At 69.4% G+C, this 21,713-nt stretch carries 17 protein-coding genes; 11 read left to right on the top strand and 6 right to left on the bottom strand.

Annotation, left to right across the window (positions count from 1 at the left end; genetic code table 11):
* Nucleotides 1–121 precede the first annotated feature (121 nt).
* Nucleotides 122–1,504 carry a cystathionine beta-synthase gene (locus ADK52_RS02690; RefSeq protein ID WP_030156474.1) on the top strand — a complete coding sequence of 461 codons (1,383 nt, stop codon included), beginning with the start codon at nt 122–124 and terminating at the stop codon, nt 1,502–1,504.
* 335 nt (nt 1,505–1,839) lie between these two features.
* Here the strand turns inward: ADK52_RS02690 and ADK52_RS02685 are convergent, their stop codons facing one another.
* The 5 genes from ADK52_RS02685 to ADK52_RS02665 form a co-directional block, all read right to left on the bottom strand.
* Entirely contained in the window at nt 1,840–2,211 is a 372-nt protein-coding gene (locus ADK52_RS02685) for a hypothetical protein (RefSeq protein WP_053688262.1), read from the bottom strand.
* 98 nt (nt 2,212–2,309) lie between these two features.
* On the bottom strand, nt 2,310–3,581 hold the full coding sequence (locus tag ADK52_RS02680; protein WP_199828437.1) for an MFS transporter: 1,272 nt from the start codon (nt 3,579–3,581) through the stop codon (nt 2,310–2,312).
* A gap of 273 nt (nt 3,582–3,854) precedes the next feature.
* Complete coding sequence (locus ADK52_RS02675; RefSeq protein WP_147420045.1) at nt 3,855–4,373, bottom strand: DUF5825 family protein; 519 nt, start codon at nt 4,371–4,373, stop codon at nt 3,855–3,857.
* Between the two features lie 50 nt (nt 4,374–4,423).
* On the bottom strand, nt 4,424–6,349 hold the full coding sequence (locus ADK52_RS02670; protein WP_078987856.1) for a RiPP maturation radical SAM C-methyltransferase: 1,926 nt from the start codon (nt 6,347–6,349) through the stop codon (nt 4,424–4,426).
* 33 nt (nt 6,350–6,382) lie between these two features.
* A complete protein-coding gene (locus tag ADK52_RS02665; RefSeq protein ID WP_053688150.1) occupies nt 6,383–7,621 on the bottom strand; it encodes a cytochrome P450 in 1,239 nt (412 codons plus the stop codon).
* Between the two features lie 653 nt (nt 7,622–8,274).
* On the opposite strand from ADK52_RS02665, the gene ADK52_RS42120 reads away from it, so the two are divergent.
* From ADK52_RS42120 to ADK52_RS02645, 5 genes are all read left to right on the top strand, one after another.
* On the top strand, nt 8,275–8,436 hold the full coding sequence (locus ADK52_RS42120) for a hypothetical protein (RefSeq protein ID WP_159045832.1): 162 nt from the start codon (nt 8,275–8,277) through the stop codon (nt 8,434–8,436).
* A gap of 90 nt (nt 8,437–8,526) precedes the next feature.
* The gene (locus tag ADK52_RS02660; RefSeq protein WP_053688149.1) at nt 8,527–10,488 is read left to right on the top strand and encodes a B12-binding domain-containing radical SAM protein; all 1,962 of its coding nucleotides are present in this window, start codon (nt 8,527–8,529) and stop codon (nt 10,486–10,488) included.
* Nucleotides 10,485–11,729 carry a hypothetical protein gene (locus ADK52_RS02655; RefSeq protein ID WP_159045831.1) on the top strand — a complete coding sequence of 415 codons (1,245 nt, stop codon included), beginning with the start codon at nt 10,485–10,487 and terminating at the stop codon, nt 11,727–11,729. The genes ADK52_RS02660 and ADK52_RS02655 overlap by 4 nt, the downstream gene beginning before the upstream one ends.
* 41 nt (nt 11,730–11,770) lie before the next feature.
* Nucleotides 11,771–12,721: a ThiF family adenylyltransferase gene (locus tag ADK52_RS02650; protein ID WP_053688147.1), complete on the top strand. Its 951-nt coding sequence runs from the start codon at nt 11,771–11,773 to the stop codon at nt 12,719–12,721.
* 283 nt (nt 12,722–13,004) lie between these two features.
* A complete protein-coding gene (locus ADK52_RS02645; protein WP_053688146.1) occupies nt 13,005–13,850 on the top strand; it encodes a MurR/RpiR family transcriptional regulator in 846 nt (281 codons plus the stop codon).
* A gap of 45 nt (nt 13,851–13,895) precedes the next feature.
* Here ADK52_RS02645 and ADK52_RS02640 read toward each other — a convergent pair whose 3' ends face one another.
* Nucleotides 13,896–15,248, bottom strand: a complete 1,353-nt coding sequence (locus ADK52_RS02640; protein WP_053688145.1) for a diaminopimelate decarboxylase — start codon at nt 15,246–15,248, stop codon at nt 13,896–13,898.
* Nucleotides 15,249–15,352: 104 nt separating this feature from the next.
* On the opposite strand from ADK52_RS02640, the gene hutU reads away from it, so the two are divergent.
* From hutU to ADK52_RS02615, 5 genes are all read left to right on the top strand, one after another.
* A complete protein-coding gene (gene hutU, locus ADK52_RS02635) occupies nt 15,353–17,017 on the top strand; it encodes a urocanate hydratase (RefSeq protein ID WP_078987851.1) in 1,665 nt (554 codons plus the stop codon).
* A gap of 35 nt (nt 17,018–17,052) precedes the next feature.
* On the top strand, nt 17,053–18,258 hold the full coding sequence (locus ADK52_RS02630) for an allantoate amidohydrolase (RefSeq protein ID WP_053688260.1): 1,206 nt from the start codon (nt 17,053–17,055) through the stop codon (nt 18,256–18,258).
* A complete protein-coding gene (locus tag ADK52_RS02625) occupies nt 18,249–19,589 on the top strand; it encodes a formimidoylglutamate deiminase (protein WP_053688143.1) in 1,341 nt (446 codons plus the stop codon). The genes ADK52_RS02630 and ADK52_RS02625 overlap by 10 nt, the downstream gene beginning before the upstream one ends.
* Nucleotides 19,590–19,686: 97 nt before the next feature.
* Nucleotides 19,687–20,865, top strand: coding sequence for an imidazolonepropionase (gene hutI / locus ADK52_RS02620; RefSeq protein ID WP_053688142.1), 1,179 nt, complete (start codon nt 19,687–19,689; stop codon nt 20,863–20,865).
* 113 nt (nt 20,866–20,978) lie between these two features.
* Nucleotides 20,979–21,653 (top strand): LPXTG cell wall anchor domain-containing protein, encoded by a 675-nt coding sequence (locus ADK52_RS02615; RefSeq protein WP_053688141.1) that lies wholly within the window; start codon nt 20,979–20,981, stop codon nt 21,651–21,653.
* Nucleotides 21,654–21,713: the final 60 nt, after the last annotated feature.

Here is a 21,713-nt window from a genome sequence, read left to right as displayed (position 1 = left end):
TCCCTTTCCCGTCCGGTCTCGATGACCTTCCTGCCCCGTAGTGCCGGTCGGCCAATCCCTTTCCGCTTAGTCTGGCGGGACCTCCCGGAGAACCCGTGGAGTCCCCTCCCTGGAGAACATGGTGCAATTCCACGACTCGATGATCAGCCTCGTCGGCAACACCCCGCTGGTGAAGCTCAACCGTGTGACCGAAGGCCTGCAGGCCACCGTCCTTGCCAAGGTCGAGTACTTCAACCCCGGTGGGTCCGTGAAGGACCGGATCGCCGTCCGGATGATCGAGGCCGCCGAGCAGAGCGGTGCCCTCAAGCCCGGCGGCACCATCGTGGAGCCCACCAGCGGCAACACCGGTGTAGGACTCGCCATCGTGGCCCAGCAGAAGGGCTACAAGTGCATCTTCGTCTGCCCTGACAAGGTGTCCATGGACAAGATCAACGTGATGCGCGCGTACGGAGCCGAGGTCGTGGTCTGCCCGACCGCCGTCGACCCGGAGCACCCGGACTCGTACTACAACGTCTCCGACCGCCTCGCGCGCGAGCCCGGCGCCTGGAAGCCCGACCAGTACAGCAACCCGAACAACCCCCGTTCGCACTACGAGACCACCGGTCCCGAGCTGTGGGACCAGACGGACGGGAAGATCACCCACTTCGTCGCGGGCGTCGGCACGGGCGGCACGATCTCGGGTACGGGCAACTACCTCAAGGAGGTGTCCGGCGGCAAGGTCAAGGTCATCGGCGCCGACCCCGAGGGCTCGGTCTACTCCGGCGGCTCGGGCCGTCCGTACCTGGTCGAGGGCGTCGGCGAGGACTTCTGGCCGACCGCGTACGACCCGAACGTGACGGACGAGATCATCGCGGTGTCCGACAAGGACTCCTTCCAGATGACCCGCCGCCTCGCCAAGGAGGAGGGCCTGCTCGTCGGCGGCTCCTGCGGCATGGCGGTCGTCGCGGCGCTGAAGGCCGCCGAGGGGCTCGGCCCGGACGACGTGGTCGTCGTCCTGCTGCCGGACAGCGGCCGCGGCTACCTCAGCAAGATCTTCAGCGACGAGTGGATGGCGGGACACGGCTTCCTGGAGGAGGCGGGCCCGGCGGCGCGCATCGGCGACGTGCTCGCGGACAAGGAGGGCGCCATGCCGTCCCTGGTCCACATGCACCCCGAGGAGACCGTGGGCGAGGCCATCGAGGTGCTGCGCGAGTACGGCGTCTCCCAGATGCCGATCGTCAAGCCCGGCGCCGGTCACCCGGACGTGATGGCCGCCGAGGTCATCGGCTCGGTCGTGGAGAAGGAGCTGCTGGCGGCGCTGTTCGCGAAGCAGGCCTCGCTGTCGGACCCGCTGGAGAAGCACATGAGCCGGCCGCTGCCGCAGGTCGGCTCGGGCGAGCCGGTCTCCGAGCTGATGGCCGTGCTGGGCGAGGCGGACGCGGCGATCGTGCTGGTCGAGGGCAAGCCGACCGGTGTCGTGAGCCGTCAGGACCTGCTGGCGTTCCTCGCGAAGGGCGCGAAGTAGCCGAAGCGGCGTATGTGGCCGCTTCGGCCGAAGCGGCCGAACTGCCGGAAGGAATGGCCGAAGTGCCCGTCGCACAAAAGGTACGGGCCCGTCATGTGACGGCAGCACCGGCTTAACACGCCTCCGGCACAGTGGTGGTTGTCGGCAGGGAACGGAAACGTCCCGGCCGGCACCACCGAACGGCGTTGGCGTACTTCCGGAGCGGCTCCCGGACCGCGTGAACGCCACGGACGCGGACGGCCCTGACCCGGCCCGTGTCCTTCGCGGGGACCGCCGTCGTCCCGCCCCTCGCACTCGCGAGGGTGCGGCGGTCCCCGCGCACACTCCTCGTGGCGCTACTGCGCCCGGTGGCCTGGGCGCAGGCGCTTCGTCGCGTGGATGAAGTTCACGCCGAGCACGCCCGCCCAGGCGACCAGCAGCCCGCTGAACCCCGCCTGCGCGGCGCCGATGGCCGACAGCGGGATCGCCAGGACCAGCGTGATGATGGCGAAGCCGAAGCGCTCGCCGAAGCCGCCCTCCAGCGGGGACGCGCCGGCGGCGTGGCCGCCGCGGGCGGCGGCCAGACGTTCCTCGGCCAGCCGGCGCCGGACCTGCGTGTCGACCTTCTCCACGAAGGAGTCCACGAGCGCGGCCTCGTAGTCCGGCCCCAGCTCGCGCCGGGCGTCCAACGTCGCGTCGAGTTCCTTCTTCAGCTCCTGGGACTCCATGCGCCCAGCGTAGGAACGGCCGGCGGCCCGCGGCACTGGGGTTAGCCCCCGTATCCCCGCCGCCGTCCGGCCCGGGGCGTTGCTCGAAATGGTCTGTTTCAGGACGCCTTTTGCTCGGCGGGCTTCTCGATCTCGGTGGTCACCCGTGCCCTTCGGAAGAGCACCGGGAGCCACAGGAGACATGCCAGCAGGGGGACCGCGGCGTAGGTGGCCATGCCCACGCTGGAGCCCAGTCCGTCCATGAGCGCGCCGACGACGAGATAGCCGATGCCGATGAGCGCCGACTCCACGAATGCGATCATCGACAGCAGGCTCGCCCGGTGGCGCGACGGCACTGCCTCGTTGAAGACGTTGTCCACGATCACGGCGGTGATCTCGGGAATTCCGACCAGGACCAGGAACGCGGCGATGGTGACCCAGACAAGGCCGAGGCCGCTCAGGCCGAGCGCCACGGCGAGCGTCAGGAGGGACACCGGGACGATGACCCGGTACCCGATGTGCCGGTCCGCGCGGTCCGACAGCAATGGAGTGAGCCCGCCGACGAAGAATCCCGCCGATATGACCACGCTGACCAATGCGGTGCCCGCTCCCTGATCGGAGAGGGTCTTCTGCGTGAAAATGATGTACGGCGTCAACGTCGCATGCATCAATCCGGACACCACGACAAGCGTCACGAGCGCCGGCGTGGCGACCCGAAGCATCGCCCGCCATGCTGTGGTGTCGCGGTGCTCCTCCGCGGCTCCGTCCTGCTCGTCCACCGCGTCCGCGCCGCGGATCTCGGGCACCCGTGACATCAGCACCACCACGGCCAGGACGAGGCACGCCGCCGAACCGACGTAGACGACTCCCCAGGAAATCTGCTGCAGTTGGCCGCCGATGACGATGGCGGCTCCCGAGGTGACCGTCCCGAGCATGGTGAACCGGGAATTGATCTTGACGTAGCTGGCCGTTGCACCACGACGCACGAGCAGGTCGTACAGCAGGGCGGTGTCCGAACCGGACACACATGCCATGCCCACGCCCTGCCCGATGAACAGCGCCAGGAACACCCAGTAGGTGGAGAACGCCACCTGACCGAGCAGACATCCAGCTATCAGCACCTGGCCGATCACGATGCTGGCACGCCTGCCGATTCGGTCGGCGATGACTCCCGTCGGCAACTCAGCAAGTCCGCTGACCAGGTAGAGCAGTGTCTGAAGCAGGGCCACTTGCCCGGCGGAGAAGCCTCGCTCATAAAGGAAGATGACGAATACGCCGCGCTGGAACAGCGTGTTGGCGAGCACGGCGTATACGTAGAACGGGCGCGTGACGCTTCGTGCTGCATCGTCGACTGCAGCCGACCCGCCAAGGGCCTCCGTGGTGCCGGTCATGCGGTGGGCTCCCTGGTGACTCCGGTGATCATTGGTGTTGGGCCTCCGCGACGGCCTGGAATCAGGATTTCCGCCGTCCGGAAGCGAACGAAGCGCTCAGAGCGTGTCTGAGATCTGGCTTCGTCCGCCCGAAGGGCGGGCCGAGCGGGGCCTGGTGTGTACGAGCGCAAGGCGGAAGGCCTCGTTCCTACTGGAAGTACGGGCGCGGCGTTCCAACGTAGCGGGGGCGCGTGCCAGGCCCCGCTCGGCAGGAGACAGATCTCAAACACGCTCTCAGACACACCAGATCCCCTGGCGTACGGGAAGGCCCACACAGTAGTCACCAGAAGAGAAAGCCAAGCCGTCCCGTGTCAGGCCGCGAATGCCGGCCCGCTCCATGGTCGTGATCTCGCGTCCCCAGTCGACGGCCTCGAGAACGTGCGCCTCGGGTGTGGAGCGGTCGATGACGATGCGTCGGCGGGGACCAAGACGCGTGTCGTCGACGGAGATGAACGTCGGACCGCGCCGTGCGAGGAGCTGCGCATCAGCTCGTGGAGACCATGCGAAAGTACGGTCAGGCTGACGCGGCGGATCGAGGTGCCGGAGGTATCGGACGTCGAGGTCGCCGCATTCGCCACTCCACAAGAACCGCAGGCCGACGCCGCGCGCGTCGCGCAGCAGTGCGATCAGGGCGACGAGATCACGATCGGGCATGGACGGCATGACGTGATGTCCGGACAACCGCACTCCGGCGTAGCCCGTTCGCGCCAGGGAGACGAGGCCTGCCCGATTGTCAACGGAACGGAATTCCATGGTCGCGAACAGGTGCCGACGGCTCGTCCGCGGGCCTGCTGCCGACGGGGTCACCAGCGCAGTCCCGTCGCGAGTGCCAGGTACGTCGAACCCTCGCGGAACGTGAGCCCGAGCGTGGTCCACTCCTCGACGAGTGCTTCGAGTCGGCCGTCGATCACTGATATTCCGAGATCGTCCAATTGGCGAACGAGTGCGGGGAGAGTCCGTCCTTTGGCGAGCGCACGGTAGGCCTCGGTCTCCAGGCCGCGTGAGAGCACCAGTTCGCGCGAGGGCCAGCCGTACCGGTCGTCGACGACAACGAGGGAGTTCTCCGACGCCGGCAGGGCGACCAGCCGCGATGTCGATGAGTTCTCCATCCATACGCCAACCGCCTCGGACAAGGTCTCGTACATGCCCGCTGATATGCCGGCGGGCTCGGAGTCGAATACGTAGACGAGGTCATCGAGAGCGTCGGCCACCCCTTCGTAGGCGCGGGTGAGCTCGCTCGAAGGCCCCAGAGTCCGCAGACCGAGCTGGGGGTCATCGAAGTAGGGGCTGAAACGCGTCAACTGGATGCGGTGGACACCGTCGGGTGCGGTGAGGTGGTGAAGGGCCGGAAGCAACTCGACCAATGCCGAGTATTCGTGGTCATCCTCTCCCGGGAAACCAACGAGGACGTTCCACGACGGAAAGATCCGGCAGGTCGTGCAGTCTCGCAGGAACCGCACGTTCTGCCACCCGGTGACTCCCTTGCGCATGAGGCGCAGGACGGGTGTGGACAGGCTCTCCACGCCCGGCTGGAGTTGCGTGAAGCCGGCCCGGGCGAGTGCCTCGAGATGGTGGAACCCGAGGTTGGACTTCACCTCGGCGAACAGCCGAACGTCCCAGTCGGCCGGCAGCGCCATGTCAGTGGTGAGCTGGCGGACGTGGTCCGGGCCCAGGATGTTGTCCGTGAACACCAGGTCGAGGACGTTGTGCCGCCGAATGGCCCGAGAAGCCTCGGCCTGAACTCGCTCCGGCGGCTTGGCGCGATGAGCCATTGCCGATCCGTTCAAGCCACAGAACGTGCAGTGGTGCTTGGCCCCCCACCAGCACCCTCTGCTGGCTTCGAGCGGGATCTTGACATCGACGAGCTCGGTGAGCGCGGATCCTTCCAGTTCGCGGAAGTAGTGGTCGTAGACAGGCTCTGGGACGGCGTCCATGAAGATGGGCTTGGTCCCGAGAGGATTGCTGACCGAGGCGCCATCCGGACCGGATCGCCAGCAGAGTCCTGGAATCGCGCGTGCCGCTTCGTCCCGTGGATCGGTCCGGCCACTCCGGCAAGCCGCGATGTGCGCGATGAGCGGTGCGATCGAGTGCTCCGCCTCGCCCCGGACGACATAGTCGATCTCGGTGCGAGCCTGGTGGATCGCCGTGCCCTGGACGCCGTCACAGTTCGCCCCGCCGAGAACTGTGACGGTGATCGGGGACAGCTCCTTCACGCGCCGCGCAAGCGCGAATGAGGCGATGTTCTGATCGAAGGTCGTCGTCAAGCCGACCACGTCCGCACGGGACTCGACGATCTCCTCGCCCAGCTCGTCGACGAAGCGGGGGGCGGCGCGGAACATTTCACAATAGGCGTCGACCTGCTCGCGCCCGCGCAGCAATTCGAAGAAGCTCGTCTTGCGAGGATCCATATCAGGGCGGAAACAGCTGGAGAAAATCCATTCTCCGACCCCGAGAACCTCGGCGTCGACGACCAGCTCGTAGTGTTCTCGGGCGAGGCCGACCCTTTGGGTGAGGTAGTCGAGCCACCGGATGTTGGCGTAGAGGGCATCCAGCCGTCCGACTTCGCCACGCCCCGCGAAGAGCGGGGCGATGGTGCTGATGGCCAGGGACGGCATGTCGACCAGAGCCCAGGGCATGCACACCAGCGTGACCGAGAGCGCGCCTTCCTCCACCACTGACGGACTCGGCTCCGGCTCCGGCCGGCTGTGCCCGATCTGCAACAACTCCACTCCGCCTCCTGTCACCGGCTCAACCTCATTCACCTACCAGCTCACGGGCATTTTCTTGAGGCCATATCCGAGCCCGTCGTCCATGAACGGGAGGTCGCCGAGGTCGACGGCCAAGGCCAGTGTCGGAATGCGCCGGAACAAGGCGGTGAACACGACCTGGAGCTCCAAGCGGGCCAGCGGTTGGCCGGTGCACTTGTGCACACCGAACCCAAAGGCGAGTTGTCGGCTGGCATCGCGACGCAGGTCCAGCATCCCGGCACCGGGGAACACGCTTTCGTCGCGGTTGCCGATCTCCTCGGGGAGGATCAGACCCTCGCCGGCGCGGATCACCTGCCCGGCGATCTCGATGTCCTCCACGGCCACGCGGCGACGGCCGGGCTGGACGGTGGTCAGGTACCGCAGCAGCTCGTCGACGGCCGCAGCTACCTCGGGGCCGTCGGCGTCCTTCAGCACAGCGATTTGGTCGGGATGGAGCAGCAGGGCCAGCGTGCCCAGCGCAATCATGCTGGCCGTGGTCTCGTGCCCCGAGATCAGCAGGAACAAGACCAACATCACCAGCTCGTGCCGGTTCAGCTGGCCGGTGGCCAGCCGTTCGGTGGCCAGCTGGGACAGCAGGTCTTCATCGGGGGCATCGAGCTTGCGGCCGATCAGCTGGGCCAGGTAGTGGTACAGCTCGCGCTCGGACTTGCTCACGACATCGTCCGGGACGTCGCTGCTGGTCATTGTCCTGATGGCGCGGTGGAAGAAGTCGTGGTCCTCGTAAGGGACGCCGAGCACGTGGCAGATGACAATGGACGGAATCGGCAGGGCGAAATCCGCCACGAAATCAGCCGGCTTCGGGCCGGCCAGCAGCGCATCGATGTGGTCGTCGACGACTTGCTGGACCGCGGGCCGCAGTTGCTCGACCTTGCGGGGAGTGAACGGCCGGGCGATCATCCGACGCAGCCGGAGGTGCTCGGGGCCCTCCATGGCGGTCAGGAACTGGCCTTCTTCATGGTGGTCCTGCAGAAACTGACTGTCGAACGGGTAGCCCGGCTGCATCCAGTCCGCGCTGACCCGGCGGTCCGACAGCAGCGCGCACTGCTCCGCATGCCTCGTCACCAGCCACGGAGTGCTGCCGTCCCACAGCCGAACCCGGACCAGCGGCGCCCGTTCCTGCAGCTCGGCGAGCTCAGGTGCCGGATCCAGTGGACAACCAGGCGCCCTGGGAATGGGAAAGAACGGGACCGCCGCGGATTCCGGATCAGGAACGTTGGCCTGCGAAGACGTCACACCTAGCTCCGTCCCGAATGTCACATAAAGGAAGACGCATTAACTGTTCCGGACCGGCAGCAGCCTACCCAGACTCGATCAAGCCTTACAAGGGGCGGGAAAGGACCGGCATCCGTCGGTCAGCGGACATCGGGGCACGTAGGCGATGCACACGAAATTTCCCCACCCGGAGCGGTGAAACTACATCTCCCTCTGGCGCGACGAGGGCCCCGACCAGGACATTCACCACCTGCTGTGCCGACAACCGGGGGAGAAGCGGAATCTATTGGCCGTCGGTGGTCTTCTCGCTTTCTCCTGATCAAGCAGGCTCGGCATCCTCGTGTCCGCCACTCAGGGAGATACTCACCAGCAGGGCCGGCACCCGTACGCGATCGGATTCGGATCATCGAACCGCGCCGAGACCCGCCCGCGTCGCGGGGAGACTTCATCTCGGAAGTGCCCTCGTGATCTTGCGTGCCGGAAGCCCGAATAACTTACGTCATCGCAGGCCACAGGGCACTTCCTCATTCCCGGCAACATCACCGCCGCACATCGACCGATGGATTCTGGATCAGCTGTTACACCGGGCAGTGTGTGCACTCCCTATTGACGGGGTGCCAAGGACTGTATGAGATGGGGCTGTTGATGCCAGTCACGGCGAAGAGGGGACAACGATGACGGAAAAAGTACAGGAACGTCCGGTGATCGTGATGGACGAGGCAGAGCCGGACATGGTGCTCTTCTCCGACGAGGAAGGTCTTGACCTCGCCGATGATGTCGAGCTGATCACCCTGTCATCGGCTACTTTGGGTGCCATCGTTGCGCGGCGCTGCTGATCGCATCTGATGCCGACTCCGAAACGACTGGCCCTCTCGTTTGCGGGAGAGGGCCAGGTGTCGGTTCGATCGTCTACGCAGCATGCTCGCGTGACGCTCGGCCGGCCCTTGATCAATGCCGACGTCAATTCTCCGTTCTTCGTTCCTCTCGGACTGCTCTGCATCGCCTCGCCATTGATGGCGCATGGCCATCCCACCGTCGTCGTCGACCTGGAGTACGAGCACCGGATCGGTGCCTTCGAACCCGGTGATGCTGACTGGCTCGACCAAACCTGCGCTCGTCTGCTCGCCGCCGATCCCGACATTCTCGGCCTCACGTGTCTCGCGGACACCCTCCCGGCATGCCTTCTTATCGGGCGTCAGGTCAAGCGGCTCCGGCCCGATGTCACGGTGGTTCTCGGTGGACCCGGGACGTTCGGTGTCTTCCCCGATGCGCTCCCACGCTTCGCCGACTGCGTCGACTTCGTGTGCCGCGGTGAGGGAGAGCTCGCGATCACCGCTCTCGCGGATGCCCTTGCCGACGGGGCCGATCCCGCCGAGGTGCGCGGGTTCTGGTCGTGTGAGAACGGCCAGTCCGTGTCCAAGGGGCCTCAGCCGACCACGAACCTGAACCTTGTGCCGATGCCCGCGTATGACGCCGTCCCGATGGGCGACTACATCCGGCTGTCGACCCCGCACATCTTCGACGTGCACATCGGCTCCGGGTGCACCTATTCGTGCAAGTTCTGCATGACGTCGACGTTCTGGGATCGCGACTTCCGGATCAAGGATCCTGCGGTCATCCTCGATGAGCTTCGCTTCCTGCACCGCACGTATGGGGTGACCCAGTTCAACTTCCTGCACGACAACTTCGCCAACAAGCGCACGTATCTCGACGAGTTCGTGTCCTATTTCTCCGAGCACAACGACATGTTCGAGTGGGGCTGCGCGGTTCGACCGGACAATGTCAACCCGTCCCTTCTGCGACGCATGGCCGACGCGGGATGCTTCAACATCTTCTGCGGCACGGACGCGGGGTCGGAGAAGATTCTCAAGGCCATGCTGAAGATGCCCTCGACGAAGCGGACCTACGAGTTCTTCCGGTCTGCCCAGGAAGTCGGCATCCAGTTCGAGACGAACACGATCGTAGGATACCCGGACGAGAGCGCCGAAGACCTCGAGAAGTCGCTGGAGGTCGTCTTCGACGCGATCGCCTACGGTGCCGTCAACAGTGACCTCAGTGTGCTTCAGCCGCTTCCCGGCGCTGAGATCACAGATGAGTACCGAGCCGAACTCGAACCGCTCGATAGTGGAATCGACGCCATGGGTACCTTCCTCCCGTCGGATGTCCGCGCGCTCATCAGGGACGATGTGGCGACCTTCACCGGATTCAGCTTCATTCGCAGCGGGAATCGGGACTACGCATACTATCAGGACGTGTTGCGCCTTTCGCGGTACTTCACACGCCGCTATTACCATCTGCTGCGATTCCTCAAGCAGGGTGCGGGGCTCACATACGTTGAACTTATCGACGCACTGCTCGAACGGGCTGCAATGCCCATTCAGGAAGCGCTCGGTGAGATTCTGGCGCACATGGAAGGCGTGCATGCGCAAGCCGCTAGGGCGCTGTTCGCATACGACTCGATGCTTGCGGAGTTCCGGGGAGACGAGGTCGAGGAAGAGCTCGTCAACGTATACCGGCGGCCCGCCGTCGTAGGGGACAAGTCGCATTTCCTGATCGCGGACCTTGATGTCGACGTCGTCACGATGATTTCCGACCCACGCGAAGTCACCTGGAAGCCGGAGCTGAGCCGTCCGACCGTCGTGGTCGTGTATCGCGTGAGTGAGGCAGAGGTGTCGACTCTCCGCCTGACGCCGGCGCAGGCCAAGGTGTTCAAGGCCCTCATGCCGCGCGAGCGGGAAGAACGCGAAGCTCTCCTCGCGAATTTCGCCCCTGGTCGGCTGCGCGAGGTCGCGACGGCGGTGGCAAGGGTGTGTGCCCAGATCGACGCCTCGCCGGACGCCCCCGAACAGAATCCTCAGGTGGCCGACAGTCCCCTCGTGACCACGTGAACGTGACGCGCCCCGTCATTGTCGAGGTGGACGACGACCCGATTCGATGGCACGGGCCCACGGGAGGCGACTACCTGAGCCGTTGGTTCGCCGCGGCGAGCCAACGCAGCCGGCTCGATCTCGTGTGGGTCGCGGACGATGGGCTGAGCCAGCACTACCGCGTCCGGCAGGGCGCGTCTTTCTCCGATGGGAGCCCGGTGCGTGCGCGCGATCACGCTCGGGCGATCCGGACCGCGCTCACGGTTCCGTCGCTCCAGCGGTTCCTACTCGACATCCACGCGGTCCGCACATCGAAGGATGCGCTCGTCATCGAGCTCCGCCGCCAGGCGCCGCACCTTCCAAGCCTGCTCCGGAGCGTCGATCTCGCTCCGATCTCGTCGTGCGGGCAACTGTCCTCCGGTACGTACGAGCGTGCCGTGCGCACCGCCGATGACGAGTATTGGCTTGAACCCGTCAAGGCCGGCACGCCACCTGTGCGGGTGCTCGTCCGCCACGATCCGCACGACGCCCCGGCGAGGTTCCGGCGAGGCGAGGTCGATGTGACGTGCGCGACGGCCTTTCCGCTCGACCGTGTCCCGGACTTCGCGGACAGCCAGGAGTTCCACACGGCACCGACCGCGATCGAGATGCGTCTGGAGATCACCCCCGGCAGCCCGTCGGTGGTGGGCGACGCGGAGTTCCGTCGCCGGCTCCTCGGCGCGATTCGCTATGACCGCCTTGTCGCACGGTGCTGGAACGGTGTGGAGGCGGCGGCGCCCGACCACCACGTCGAGGCACCGCCCAGCACCATCGGCTCCGGTGAACGGCTGCGCTTGGGGTACTGGGACTACTACCCCAACCTGGTCGTGGCCGAAGAGGTCGCGGCTCAGCTGACCGAGAACCTCGGTGTCGAGGTCGAGGTGGCACCCGCCGACTTCGTCTCGGGCTCGGCGCAGTCCTGCGACTTGCTCCTCGCGTTGCGGGGCCCGCTTTTCGAGGATCCGATCTGTGCTCTGGACCTGCTCGACCCGGCGCGCCGTGACCCCGTACTCGCGCCGCTGCTGCGTCGGCTGTCCGAAGTCCCGGACGACGGTGCGGCGTGCGACGCGCTGCGTCGAGCGGTCCGCGAGCAGTGTCCGGTCCTGCCGCTCGTGCGTCTCCGAGGCCACTGGCTGCAGCGCGGGGCACTTGCAGGTCAGCCCTGGCCACCGATGGGCGCTGTGCGCTTCCCCCGGTTCAGCTGGAGCGCCGATTCTCCATGATCTTCGTCAAACGGTGATCTCGCTACGAAGGAAGGCCAGAGATGGCTGACGGAATCGACCGCTACGTTCTCTCGCCTGCGGCGACCTGGTCCCGTGACGGCGACGAGCTGCGCGTTTTTTCCGACGACGTACTGCTGGTCCGGCGCTGCCCCGAATCGATGTTCGCGTGGCTCACAGCGGTCTCCGATGAGCCGGCCGGCCTCCCAGCGCCGAGCGGAAGCCACGTGGACGCCATCGTGCGTACGCTTCTTCGGCTTCGCCTCGTAGTCGCACCGTTCGACCGTTCGTGGCACTCGTCCGCCTGGAGGAACCAGGTCGAGTACTTCGCGGCCTTGGGTCTGGATGCCGGCGCGGCACAGGATCGGCTGCGTGCGGCGCACGTGACCGTTCTCGGCGTCGGCGGCATCGGCGGCGCGGTGCTGGCTGAAATCGCGGGTGCGGGCGTGGGCGGGCTCACGCTCGTGGACGGCGACCGAGTCGCGCTGGAGAACTTGAACCGCCAATATCTCTACCGGCGTTGTGACGTCGGACGAGCAAAGGTCGATGTGGCCCGCGAGTGGGTGCGCGAGCGCCTCCCTGAAGCGGAGCCGACCGCTGTGATGGAAACCATCACGACCAGCGAGGCGTTGGTGCCGTACCTGCGCGAAGGCGGGTTCCTCGTTGTCGCGGCCGACCATCCTGCATCGCTGCCGGAACTGTGCGCTCAGGCGTGTCTTGAGCGCGGGGCGTCGATGATCACCGGAGGCTGCGGCCTCCGAGTCGGGTCGAGTGGCCCGCTGATCCGGCCCGCCGATGTCCCGGCCTTCATCGCGTCACGCCAGGAGGCAAAGGCCACGGTAGGAGCTGCGGTCGCACCGATGGCGGCCTCGTTCGGCCCGGTCAATACGCTGGTGGGCGCGACAATGGGCCGTGATCTCATCTTCGGCATACTCGGTGTGAGCGTCCAAACGACTTCGCATCGCGTCGAGCTGCTGGGGACGGCTTTGGCCTGAGAGTGCGGCAGGCGAGCAAGTGGTCGGCGAGGCGGAGGATGCGGCGTCGGCCGGTGGTGGCGCGTCCACCCGCTCATCGGGCACACCCGTCGCCGCGAACACCGTCCGCCGGAACACCTCGTCGCACCGCACCCTGAACGAGGAAAGCCGCACATCCGCGGAAGCCCGCCCGCAGGCCAAGCCCCGTCAGGGCGTCTCGCGGAGCGGTCCGTGGCTTGCCGTGCTGCATAACCGCATGCAGAGTGCTCGGTGACTGAATAATCACGGGGACGGAGGGGTCGGGATGAGTGACAGCCCGGCGGCGCGGCTGCAGAAGCTGTTCGAGGGGCACCGGCTGACGCCCACCCAGCGCCGGATCGCCCACTGCATGGTGCGCGGGGCGGCGGACGTGCCGTTCCTGTCGAGCGTGGAGCTCGCCGAGCTGGCCGGGGTGAGCCAGCCCTCGGTGACCCGGTTCGCGGTGGCCCTCGGCTTCGACGGCTATCCGGCGCTGCGCCGGCACCTGCGCGAGGTGGCACCCGCCGAGCGCGCCGCCGCGGCCGCGCAGGAGGACGCGTACAACGAGTACCAGCAGGCCGTCCAGGGCGAGATCGAGAACCTGCGGCAGCTGTCGGCCATGCTCGCCGACCCGTCGCCGGTGGAGGAGGCGGGGCGGGTGCTGGCCGCCTCCCGCCCGCTGCCCGTACTGGGACTGCGGGCGGCGTCCTCGCAGGCGCGCGGGTTCGCGTACTTCGCCGCCAAGGTGCATCCGGACGTACGCCTCCTCGACGAGGGCGGCTCGATGCTCGCCGACCGGATCGACGCGGCCGCGGGGGCGGGGGCTTCGGCGCTGCTGTGCTTCGCGCTGCCGCGGCATCCGCGGGAGGTGGCGGAGGCGCTGGACCACGCGCGGGAGGCGGGGCTGAAGGTGGTGACGGTCGCCGACTCGGCCTTCGCGCCCGTGGCCCGCTCCTCGGACCTGCTGATCCCGGCGCCGGTCGGCACCGGCCTGGCCTTCGACACGGCGTGCGCGCCGATGCTGCTGGGCCGGGTCCTCCTGGAGGCGATGGCCGACGCCCTCCCCGACGCCCAGGCCCGCCTGGAAGCCTTCGACGCCCGGGCGGCGGCCCGAGGCCTGTTCGTGGAGTGACCCCCGGTCGCCGGCCCCGGTCGCCGGCCTCTGGTCCGCCGGCACCTACAGCAGGGCGTCGCGCAGCGGGCCGCCGGATTCGGCGACGATCTCCGCGAGGGACTGGGCGGGGCGGACCTCCGCGAAGCGGACGCCGGCCCGCGGGGTGACCGTGAACCCGTGCACCGCCGGGCGCGGGAGGCTGTTGTAGCCGTAGTGGGCGGTGAAGAAGTACGCGCCGGTGTCCGGGACGCCGATCAGGTCGCCCGGGGCCAGCGGCGGCAGCTCCCGGGCCGTCGCCAGCAGGTCCCCCGCGAAGCAGGCCGGCCCGGCCACGTCCTGGGCGACCGGGTCGCCGTCCTTCGGGGCTCCCTTCGCGTCGTACGGCAGGATCCGCAGCGGCCACTGGGCCGGGGCGTACACCGTGCGCGTCGCCAGTTGCACCCCCGCGTGGGTGAGCGCGATCGGCCGGGCCCCCGTGCTCTTGGTGTACTCGACCCGCGCCAGCACCAGCCCGTGCTTGGCCAGCAGCGACCGGCCGAACTCCGTCACCAGCCCGTACCCGCCGTCGAAGAGCGCGGGCACCGCCTCGCGCAGCGCGCCCACGTACTGCGCGTACGTCGGGTCCTGCTCGTCCGAGGTGAAGTTCACCGGCAGGCCGCCCCCGATGTCGAGGGTGTCGATCTGGCGGCGCCCGGCCGCCGCGTTGATCTCCTCGGCCAGCGCGTGGAGGTCGCGGACCCCCTCCGCGATCAGGGGGAGGGGGACGCCCTGGGAGCCCGAGTGGACGTGCAGCCGGGTCAGCCACGGGCGGTCGAGGCAGGCGCGGACCAACCGGGCACGGGCTCCCGGGTCGCGCAGGGCGATGCCGAACTTCGAGGTCGCCGTGGCCGTGGACAGGGCGCCGATGGCGCCGGCCCCGGTCTGGGGGTTGATCCGTACGCCGATCGGGGACCGGGCCGGGCCCGCGCCGACCAGTGCGTCGAGCCGTTCCAGTTCCTGGAGGTTGTCGGCGTTGACGGCGACGCCCAGCGCCAGGGCCTCGCGCAGCTCGGCCGCCGTCTTGGCGGGGGAGTCCAGCACGGTCCGGGCGGCCGGCACCCCGGCGGCCCGGGCCAGCGCCAGCTCGCCGGGGCCGGCCACCTCGCAGCCGATCCCGGCGTCCGCCAGCAGCCGCAGCACCGGCACCAGCGGGCAGGCCTTCACGGCGAAGGCGTGCAGAACGGGGGTACCGGGTGGCAGCGCGGCCGCGAAGGCGTCGGTCAGGGCCGCGGCGGAGGCCCGGATCCCGGCCGTGTCCAGCAGGCAGACCAGTGGCGGCGCGTCGTCGGCCCCGCCCACCAGGCCCTGCTCCACCGCGGCCCGTACGGCCAGGTCCCGGCGCGCGACGGCGCCCTGCGCGTGCATCTCGGCAGCCATGTCCGCCAGCCAATCATCCGGCGGGTCGGCCCGCAGCTGTTGACTGAATCTATTCAGGAAGTCAGGATGTGAATAGATTGCCCAACACCGGAGGAGGCACCGCCATGTCAGGACCCCGCCCCGTACGTGCTGCGCGAGGCACCGAGCTCAGCACCCTGGGATGGCAGCAGGAAGCCGCCCTCCGGATGCTCCAGAACAACCTCGACCCCGAGGTCGCCGAGCACCCCGACAAGCTCGTCGTCTACGGCGGCACCGGCAAGGCGGCCCGCGACTGGCGCTCCTACGACGCCATGGTCCGCACCCTGCGCACCCTCAAGCAGGACGAGACGATGCTCGTCCAGTCCGGCCGCCCGGTCGGCGTGATGCAGACGCACGAGTGGGCGCCGCGCGTGCTGCTCGCCAACTCCAACCTGGTCGGCGACTGGGCCAACTGGGAGGAGTTCCGCCGCCTGGAGTCCCTCGGCCTGACCATGTACGGCCAGATGACCGCCGGTTCCTGGATCTACATCGGCACCCAGGGCATCCTCCAGGGCACGTACGAGACCTTCGCGGCCGTCGCGGCGAAGAAGTTCGACGGGACCCTCGCCGGCACCATCACCCTCACCGCCGGCCTCGGCGGCATGGGCGGCGCCCAGCCGCTGGCCGTGACGATGAACGACGGCGTCGCGATCTGCATCGACGTCGACCCGCGCGCCATCGAGCGCCGCATCGAGCACCGCTACCTCGACGTCAAGGCCGACAACCTCCGCCACGCCCTCCAGCTGGCCGTCGAGGCCCGCGACGCCCGCAAGCCGCTCTCCATCGGCCTCCTCGGCAACGCCGCCGAGCTGCTCCCGCAGATGCTCGCCGAGGGCGCCCCGATCGACATCGTGACGGACCAGACGAGCGCCCACGACCCGCTCGCCTACCTCCCCGTGGGCGTCGACTTCGACGACATGGCGGCGTACGCGGCGAAGGACCCGGCCGGGTTCACCACCCGCGCCCGCGAGTCCATGGCCCAGCACGTCGAGGCCATGGTCGGCTTCATGGACGCGGGCGCCGAGGTCTTCGACTACGGCAACTCCATCCGCGGTGAGGCCCAGATCGCCGGCTACGACCGCGCGTTCGCCTTCCCCGGTTTCGTCCCCGCCTACATCCGCCCCCTCTTCTGCGAGGGCAAGGGCCCCTTCCGCTGGGCGGCGCTGTCCGGCGAGGCCTCGGACATCCACAAGACCGACAAGGCGATGCTGGAGCTCTTCCCCGAGAACGAGTCCCTCCACCGCTGGATCAAGATGGCCGGCGAGCGCGTCCACTTCCAGGGCCTGCCGGCGCGCATCTGCTGGCTCGGCTACGGCGAGCGCGACAAGGCCGGCGAGCGCTTCAACGAGATGGTGGCCGACGGCACCCTCGCCGCCCCGCTGGCGATCGGCCGCGACCACCTCGACTGCGGCTCCGTCGCCTCCCCGTACCGCGAGACCGAGGCCATGCTCGACGGCTCCGACGCGATCGCCGACTGGCCGCTGCTCAACGCCATGGTCAACGTCGCCTCCGGCGCCTCCTGGGTCTCGATCCACCACGGCGGCGGCGTCGGCATGGGCCGCTCGATCCACGCGGGCCAGGTCACCGTCGCCGACGGCACCAAGCTCGCGGGCGAGAAGATCCGCCGCGTGCTCACCAACGACCCCGGCATGGGCGTCATCCGCCACGTCGACGCGGGCTACGACATCGCCGAGACCGTGGCGGACGAGCGCGGCGTCCGCGTCCCCATGCGCGAGGGCGACGACGCGTGAGCGACAACCCCGCCGGGGCGGCCTCGTTCCACGGCATGTGGAACGAGCTCGCCCCCATCGGCCGCCACGCCGAGTCCGGCGGCTACCGCCGTTACGCGTGGACCGGGGCCGACGCCGACTGCCGGACCTGGTTCCAGGCCCAGGCGGAGGCCCGCGGCCTCGCGTACGAGACCGACCGCAACGGCAACCAGTGGGCCTGGCTCGGCGCTGAGACATACAAGGACGTCCTCCCCGGTGACGCCGTCGTCACCGGCTCCCACCTGGACTCCGTGCCCGACGGCGGCGCCTTCGACGGCCCCCTCGGCGTGGTGTCCTCCTTCGCGGCCCTGGACGAACTCCGCAGGAGGGGCGCGGAGTTCTCCAGGCCACTCGCCATCACCAACTTCGGTGACGAGGAAGGGGCCCGCTTCGGCCTCGCCTGCGTCGGCTCCCGGCTCGCCGCCGGGCAGCTGACCAAGGAGAAGGCGTACGAGCTCCGCGACGCCGACGGGATCAGCCTGCCCCGGGCCATGGAGGCCGCCGGGTACGACCCCGAGACCATCGGGGCCGACCCCGAGCGCCTCGCCCGCATCGGCGCCTTCGTCGAGCTCCACGTCGAGCAGGGCCGCGCCCTGGACCTCTCCGGCGACGCCGTCGGCATCGCGTCCGCGATCTGGCCGCACGGCCGCTGGCGGTTCGACTTCCGCGGCGAGGCCAACCACGCCGGCACCACCCGCCTCGTGGACCGCCGCGACCCGATGCTCACGTACGCGTCGACCGTCCTGGCCGCCCGTACCGAGGCGGCCCTGGCCGGCGCCGTCGCGACCTTCGGCAAGATCTCGGTCGAGCCGAACGGCGTCAACGCCATCCCGTCCCTCGTACGCGGCTGGCTCGACTCCCGCGCCGCCGACCAGGCGACGCTGGACACCGTGGTCACCGCCATCGAGAAGGCCGCCCGCGAGCGCGCCGACCAGGACGGCATCGACCTGGCCGTCGTACGGGAGTCCTTCACCCCGGTCGTCGAGTTCGAGCACGCCCTGCGCGACGAGATGAACCGCATCCTCGGCGGCTCCGTCCCCGTCCTCGGCACCGGGGCGGGACACGACGCCGGAATCCTCTCCGCCGCCGTCCCGACCGCGATGCTGTTCGTGCGGAACCCCACCGGGGTCTCCCACTCCCCGCGGGAGTTCGCCCCCGAGGACGACTGCGTGGCCGGCGTCCTCGCGCTGGCCGACGTACTGGAAGGACTGGCCTGCCGGTGAAGACGTACTGGTTGGAACACGCCTGGCTCGGCACGCACGTCGAGCCGGGCGTGGCCCTGGAGGTGGGCGCCGACGGCCGGATCGCCGCCCTGCGGACCGGGGCCGAGACCCCGCCGCCGGGCGCCGAGGTGCTGCGCGGCCTGACCGTCCCGGGGCTCGCCAACGCGCACTCCCACGCCTTCCACCGGGCGCTGCGCTCGCTGGTGCAGGTGGGTTCGGGGACCTTCTGGACCTGGCGCGAGTTCATGTACCAGGTCGCCCAGAACCTCACCCCCGACACGTACTTCGCGCTCGCGCGCGCGGCGTACGCGGAGATGGCGCTGGCCGGCATCACCAACGTCGGCGAGTTCCACTACGTGCACCACGCGCCCGGCGGCGCTCCGTACGCCGACCCCAACGCCATGGGCGAGGCGCTGATCGAGGCGGCCGCGGCGGCGGGCATCCGGATCACGCTGCTGGACACGGCGTACCTGTCGTCGGGCTTCGGCGAGGCGCCGAACCCGCACCAGCTGCGGTTCTCGGACGGGACGGCCGACGCCTGGGCCGAGCGGGTCTCGGCCCTCAAGCCGCGCGGGCACGCGCTGATCGGTGCGGCGATCCACTCCGTACGCGCCGTGCCGGCGGACCAGCTGGCCACCGTCGCCCGCTGGGCGCAGGAACGGCAGGCCCCGCTGCACGTCCACCTCTCCGAGCAGACCGCCGAGAACGAGGCCTGCCAGGCCGCGCACGGGCGCACCCCGACGCAGCTGCTGGCCGACCACGGGGTGCTCGGCCCGCGGACCACCGGGGTCCACAACACCCACCTGACGGACGGGGACATCGCACTGCTGGGCGGCACGACGACCGGTACCTGCATGTGCCCCACGACGGAGCGGGACCTCGCCGACGGCATCGGCCCGGCAACCCGCCTCCAGCAGGCGGGCAGCCCGCTCTCGCTCGGCAGCGACAGCCACGCGGTGATCGACCTCTTGGAGGAGGCCCGCGCGATGGAGCTCAACGAGCGGCTGCGGAGCCGGACCCGGGGACACTGGACGGCGAACGCGCTGCTCACCGCCGCCACGGCGGACGGGCACGCGGCGCTGGGGCTCGCGGACGCGGGCCGCCTGGAGGCGGGGGCGCTCGCGGACTTCACCACCATCGCCCTGGACTCCGTCCGCACGGCGGGTCCGCTGCCGCGGCTGGGCGCCGAGACCGCCGTCTTCGCCGCCACCGCGTCGGACGTCCGCCACACGGTGGTCGGCGGCCGTCACGTCGTCCGCGACGGCGCCCACACCCTGGTCCCTGACGTCCCGTCGGCCCTGGCCGAATCGATCGCAGCCCTCCGCGGCTGACGTCGTCCTTCCCCCGCTCCGCCCCTTCCCGAAACCGGGCAGAGCCCGGTTTCGGGAAGGGGCGGAGCGGGGGACGAGCAAGCCCTGAGAGGAACCCATGACCACCACGGCCATCACCAACATCGGCAGTCTCGTCACCAACGACCCCGCCCTCGGCGACGGTTCCCCCCTCGGTCTCCTCCAGGACGCGGCCGTCGTCATCGAGGACGACAAGATCGCCTGGGTCGGTCCGGCCGACGAGGCCCCGGCCGCCGACTCCGCGTTCGACGCGAACGGCCGGGCACTGATCCCCGGCTTCGTCGACTCCCACTCCCACCTCGTCTTCGCCGGCGACCGCACCGCCGAGTTCAACGCCCGCATGTCCGGGCGGAGCTACTCCGCCGGCGGCATCCGGACCACCGTCGCCGCCACCCGCGCCGCCACCGACGCGGAGCTGGAGGCCAACCTCGTCCGCCACCTCGACGAGGCCCGCCGCCAGGGCACCACCACCTTCGAGACCAAGTCCGGCTACGGCCTCACCGTCGAGGACGAGGCCCGCGCCCTGCGCATCGCCGCCGCGCACACCGAGGAGGTCACCTACCTCGGCGCCCACATCGTCTCCCCCGACTACGCCGAGGACCCGGCCGGCTACGTCGGCCTCGTCACCGGCGAGATGCTGGCGGCCTGCGCCCCGTACGCCCGCTGGGTGGACGTGTTCTGCGAGAAGGGCGCCTTCGACGGCGACCAGGCCCGCGCGATCCTCACCGCCGGCGCCGCCGCCGGGCTGATCCCGCGCGTCCACGCCAACCAGCTGTCCTACGGCCCCGGCGTGCAGCTCGCCGTGGAGCTGGAGGCCGCCTCCGCCGACCACTGCACCCACCTCACCGACGCCGACGTCGACGCCCTCGTCCAGGCCGCGGACACCACCGTCGCCACCCTGCTGCCCGGCGCCGAGTTCTCCACCCGCGCCCAGTGGCCCGACGCCCGCCGCCTGATCGACGCCGGCGCCACCGTCGCGCTGTCCACGGACTGCAACCCGGGCTCCTCGTACACCAGCTCCATGCCCTTCTGCATCGCCCTCGCCGTGCGCGACATGCGGATGACCCCGGACGAGGCGCTCTGGTCCGCCACCGCCGGCGGGGCCCGCGCCCTGCGCCGCACCGACATCGGCCGGATCTCCCCCGGGGCCCGCGCCGACCTGGCCCTCCTGGAGGCCCCGAGCCACGTCCACCTGGCCTACCGGCCGGGCGTTCCGCTGGTTTCGGCGGTCTGGCGGAAGGGCCTGCGCGCGCACTGACGAACGGTCAATCCGGGCCTGTCCTTTGTCTTCCCTCCGTAAGGCCCCGGGCGTACCTTGAGCCACCAATCTGATGTGCCGTCAGGAATTCGTGGCCCGAGGGGAAGACGAAGGTGTCCGACCGGAAACGCTCCACCGCGCTCGCACTGGCCTCCGCGCTGGCCGCAGCGGCGGTCCTGCTGGCCGCCCCCGCGGCCCATGCCGACGTCGTCGACGTCGCGTACGACTGCAAGACCCCCATCGGGGACAAGTCGGCGGTCTCGCCCATCGACATCAAGGCCGTCAAGGAGGGCGACGGGTACAAGCTGACGATGTCCTTCCAGAAGGGCGTCTCGTCCAGCCCCGTCGAACTCGGCAAGGGCGCCATGAGCCCCAGCGCCGTCATCCTCGTCGGCGGCGCCGAGAAGGCGTCCGTGCCGGTCTCGGGACCGCCCAATCCCGAGGCCGTGCCCGCCAACACCCCCATCAAGATCACCGATCTCTCGGGCACCTACACCCCCAAGAAGAGCGGCAAGGTCACCTTCACCGCGGGCGTGCTCACCATCAAGGCGCTGGGGACCACCACCACCTGCACCCCCGGCAACAGCCCCAAGCCCTCCCTGGAGCTGGACGTCACCGGCTCCGCGCCGTCCGGGTCCGGGGACTCCGCCGGTACGGAAGACACCCTCCCGCAGACCGGACCCACCGACTCCGCCCTCGCCCTCGGCACCCTCGGCGGCACGGTGCTGCTCTCCGGCGCCGCCGGCGTGCTCTGGCTGACCCGGCGCGGCCAGCGGGCCCGGTCCTGAACGGAGCACCCCCGGCCATGCCCGTGCTCCACATCCCCACCCCCACCCCCGCCTTCACCC

Origin of the sequence: Streptomyces sp. WM6372 (assembly GCF_001279655.1) — a bacterium.
GTDB lineage: Bacteria > Actinomycetota > Actinomycetes > Streptomycetales > Streptomycetaceae > Streptomyces.
Note: the sequence above shows the minus strand (reverse complement) of the source record. Positions and strands in the feature narration are given on the sequence as shown.

Coding starts and splice junctions, on each gene's coding strand:
- ADK52_RS02685 (WP_053688262.1), bottom strand. CDS start 2,211: ATGGAGTCCCAGGAGCTGAAGAAGGAACTCGACGCGACGTTGGACGCC.
- ADK52_RS02680 (WP_199828437.1), bottom strand. CDS start 3,581: ATGACCGGCACCACGGAGGCCCTTGGCGGGTCGGCTGCAGTCGACGAT.
- ADK52_RS02675 (WP_147420045.1), bottom strand. CDS start 4,373: ATGGAATTCCGTTCCGTTGACAATCGGGCAGGCCTCGTCTCCCTGGCG.
- ADK52_RS42120 (WP_159045832.1), top strand. CDS start 8,275: ATGACGGAAAAAGTACAGGAACGTCCGGTGATCGTGATGGACGAGGCA.
- ADK52_RS02650 (WP_053688147.1), top strand. CDS start 11,771: ATGGCTGACGGAATCGACCGCTACGTTCTCTCGCCTGCGGCGACCTGG.
- ADK52_RS02645 (WP_053688146.1), top strand. CDS start 13,005: ATGAGTGACAGCCCGGCGGCGCGGCTGCAGAAGCTGTTCGAGGGGCAC.
- ADK52_RS02640 (WP_053688145.1), bottom strand. CDS start 15,248: ATGGCTGCCGAGATGCACGCGCAGGGCGCCGTCGCGCGCCGGGACCTG.
- hutU (WP_078987851.1), top strand. CDS start 15,353: ATGTCAGGACCCCGCCCCGTACGTGCTGCGCGAGGCACCGAGCTCAGC.
- ADK52_RS02630 (WP_053688260.1), top strand. CDS start 17,053: ATGTGGAACGAGCTCGCCCCCATCGGCCGCCACGCCGAGTCCGGCGGC.
- hutI (WP_053688142.1), top strand. CDS start 19,687: ATGACCACCACGGCCATCACCAACATCGGCAGTCTCGTCACCAACGAC.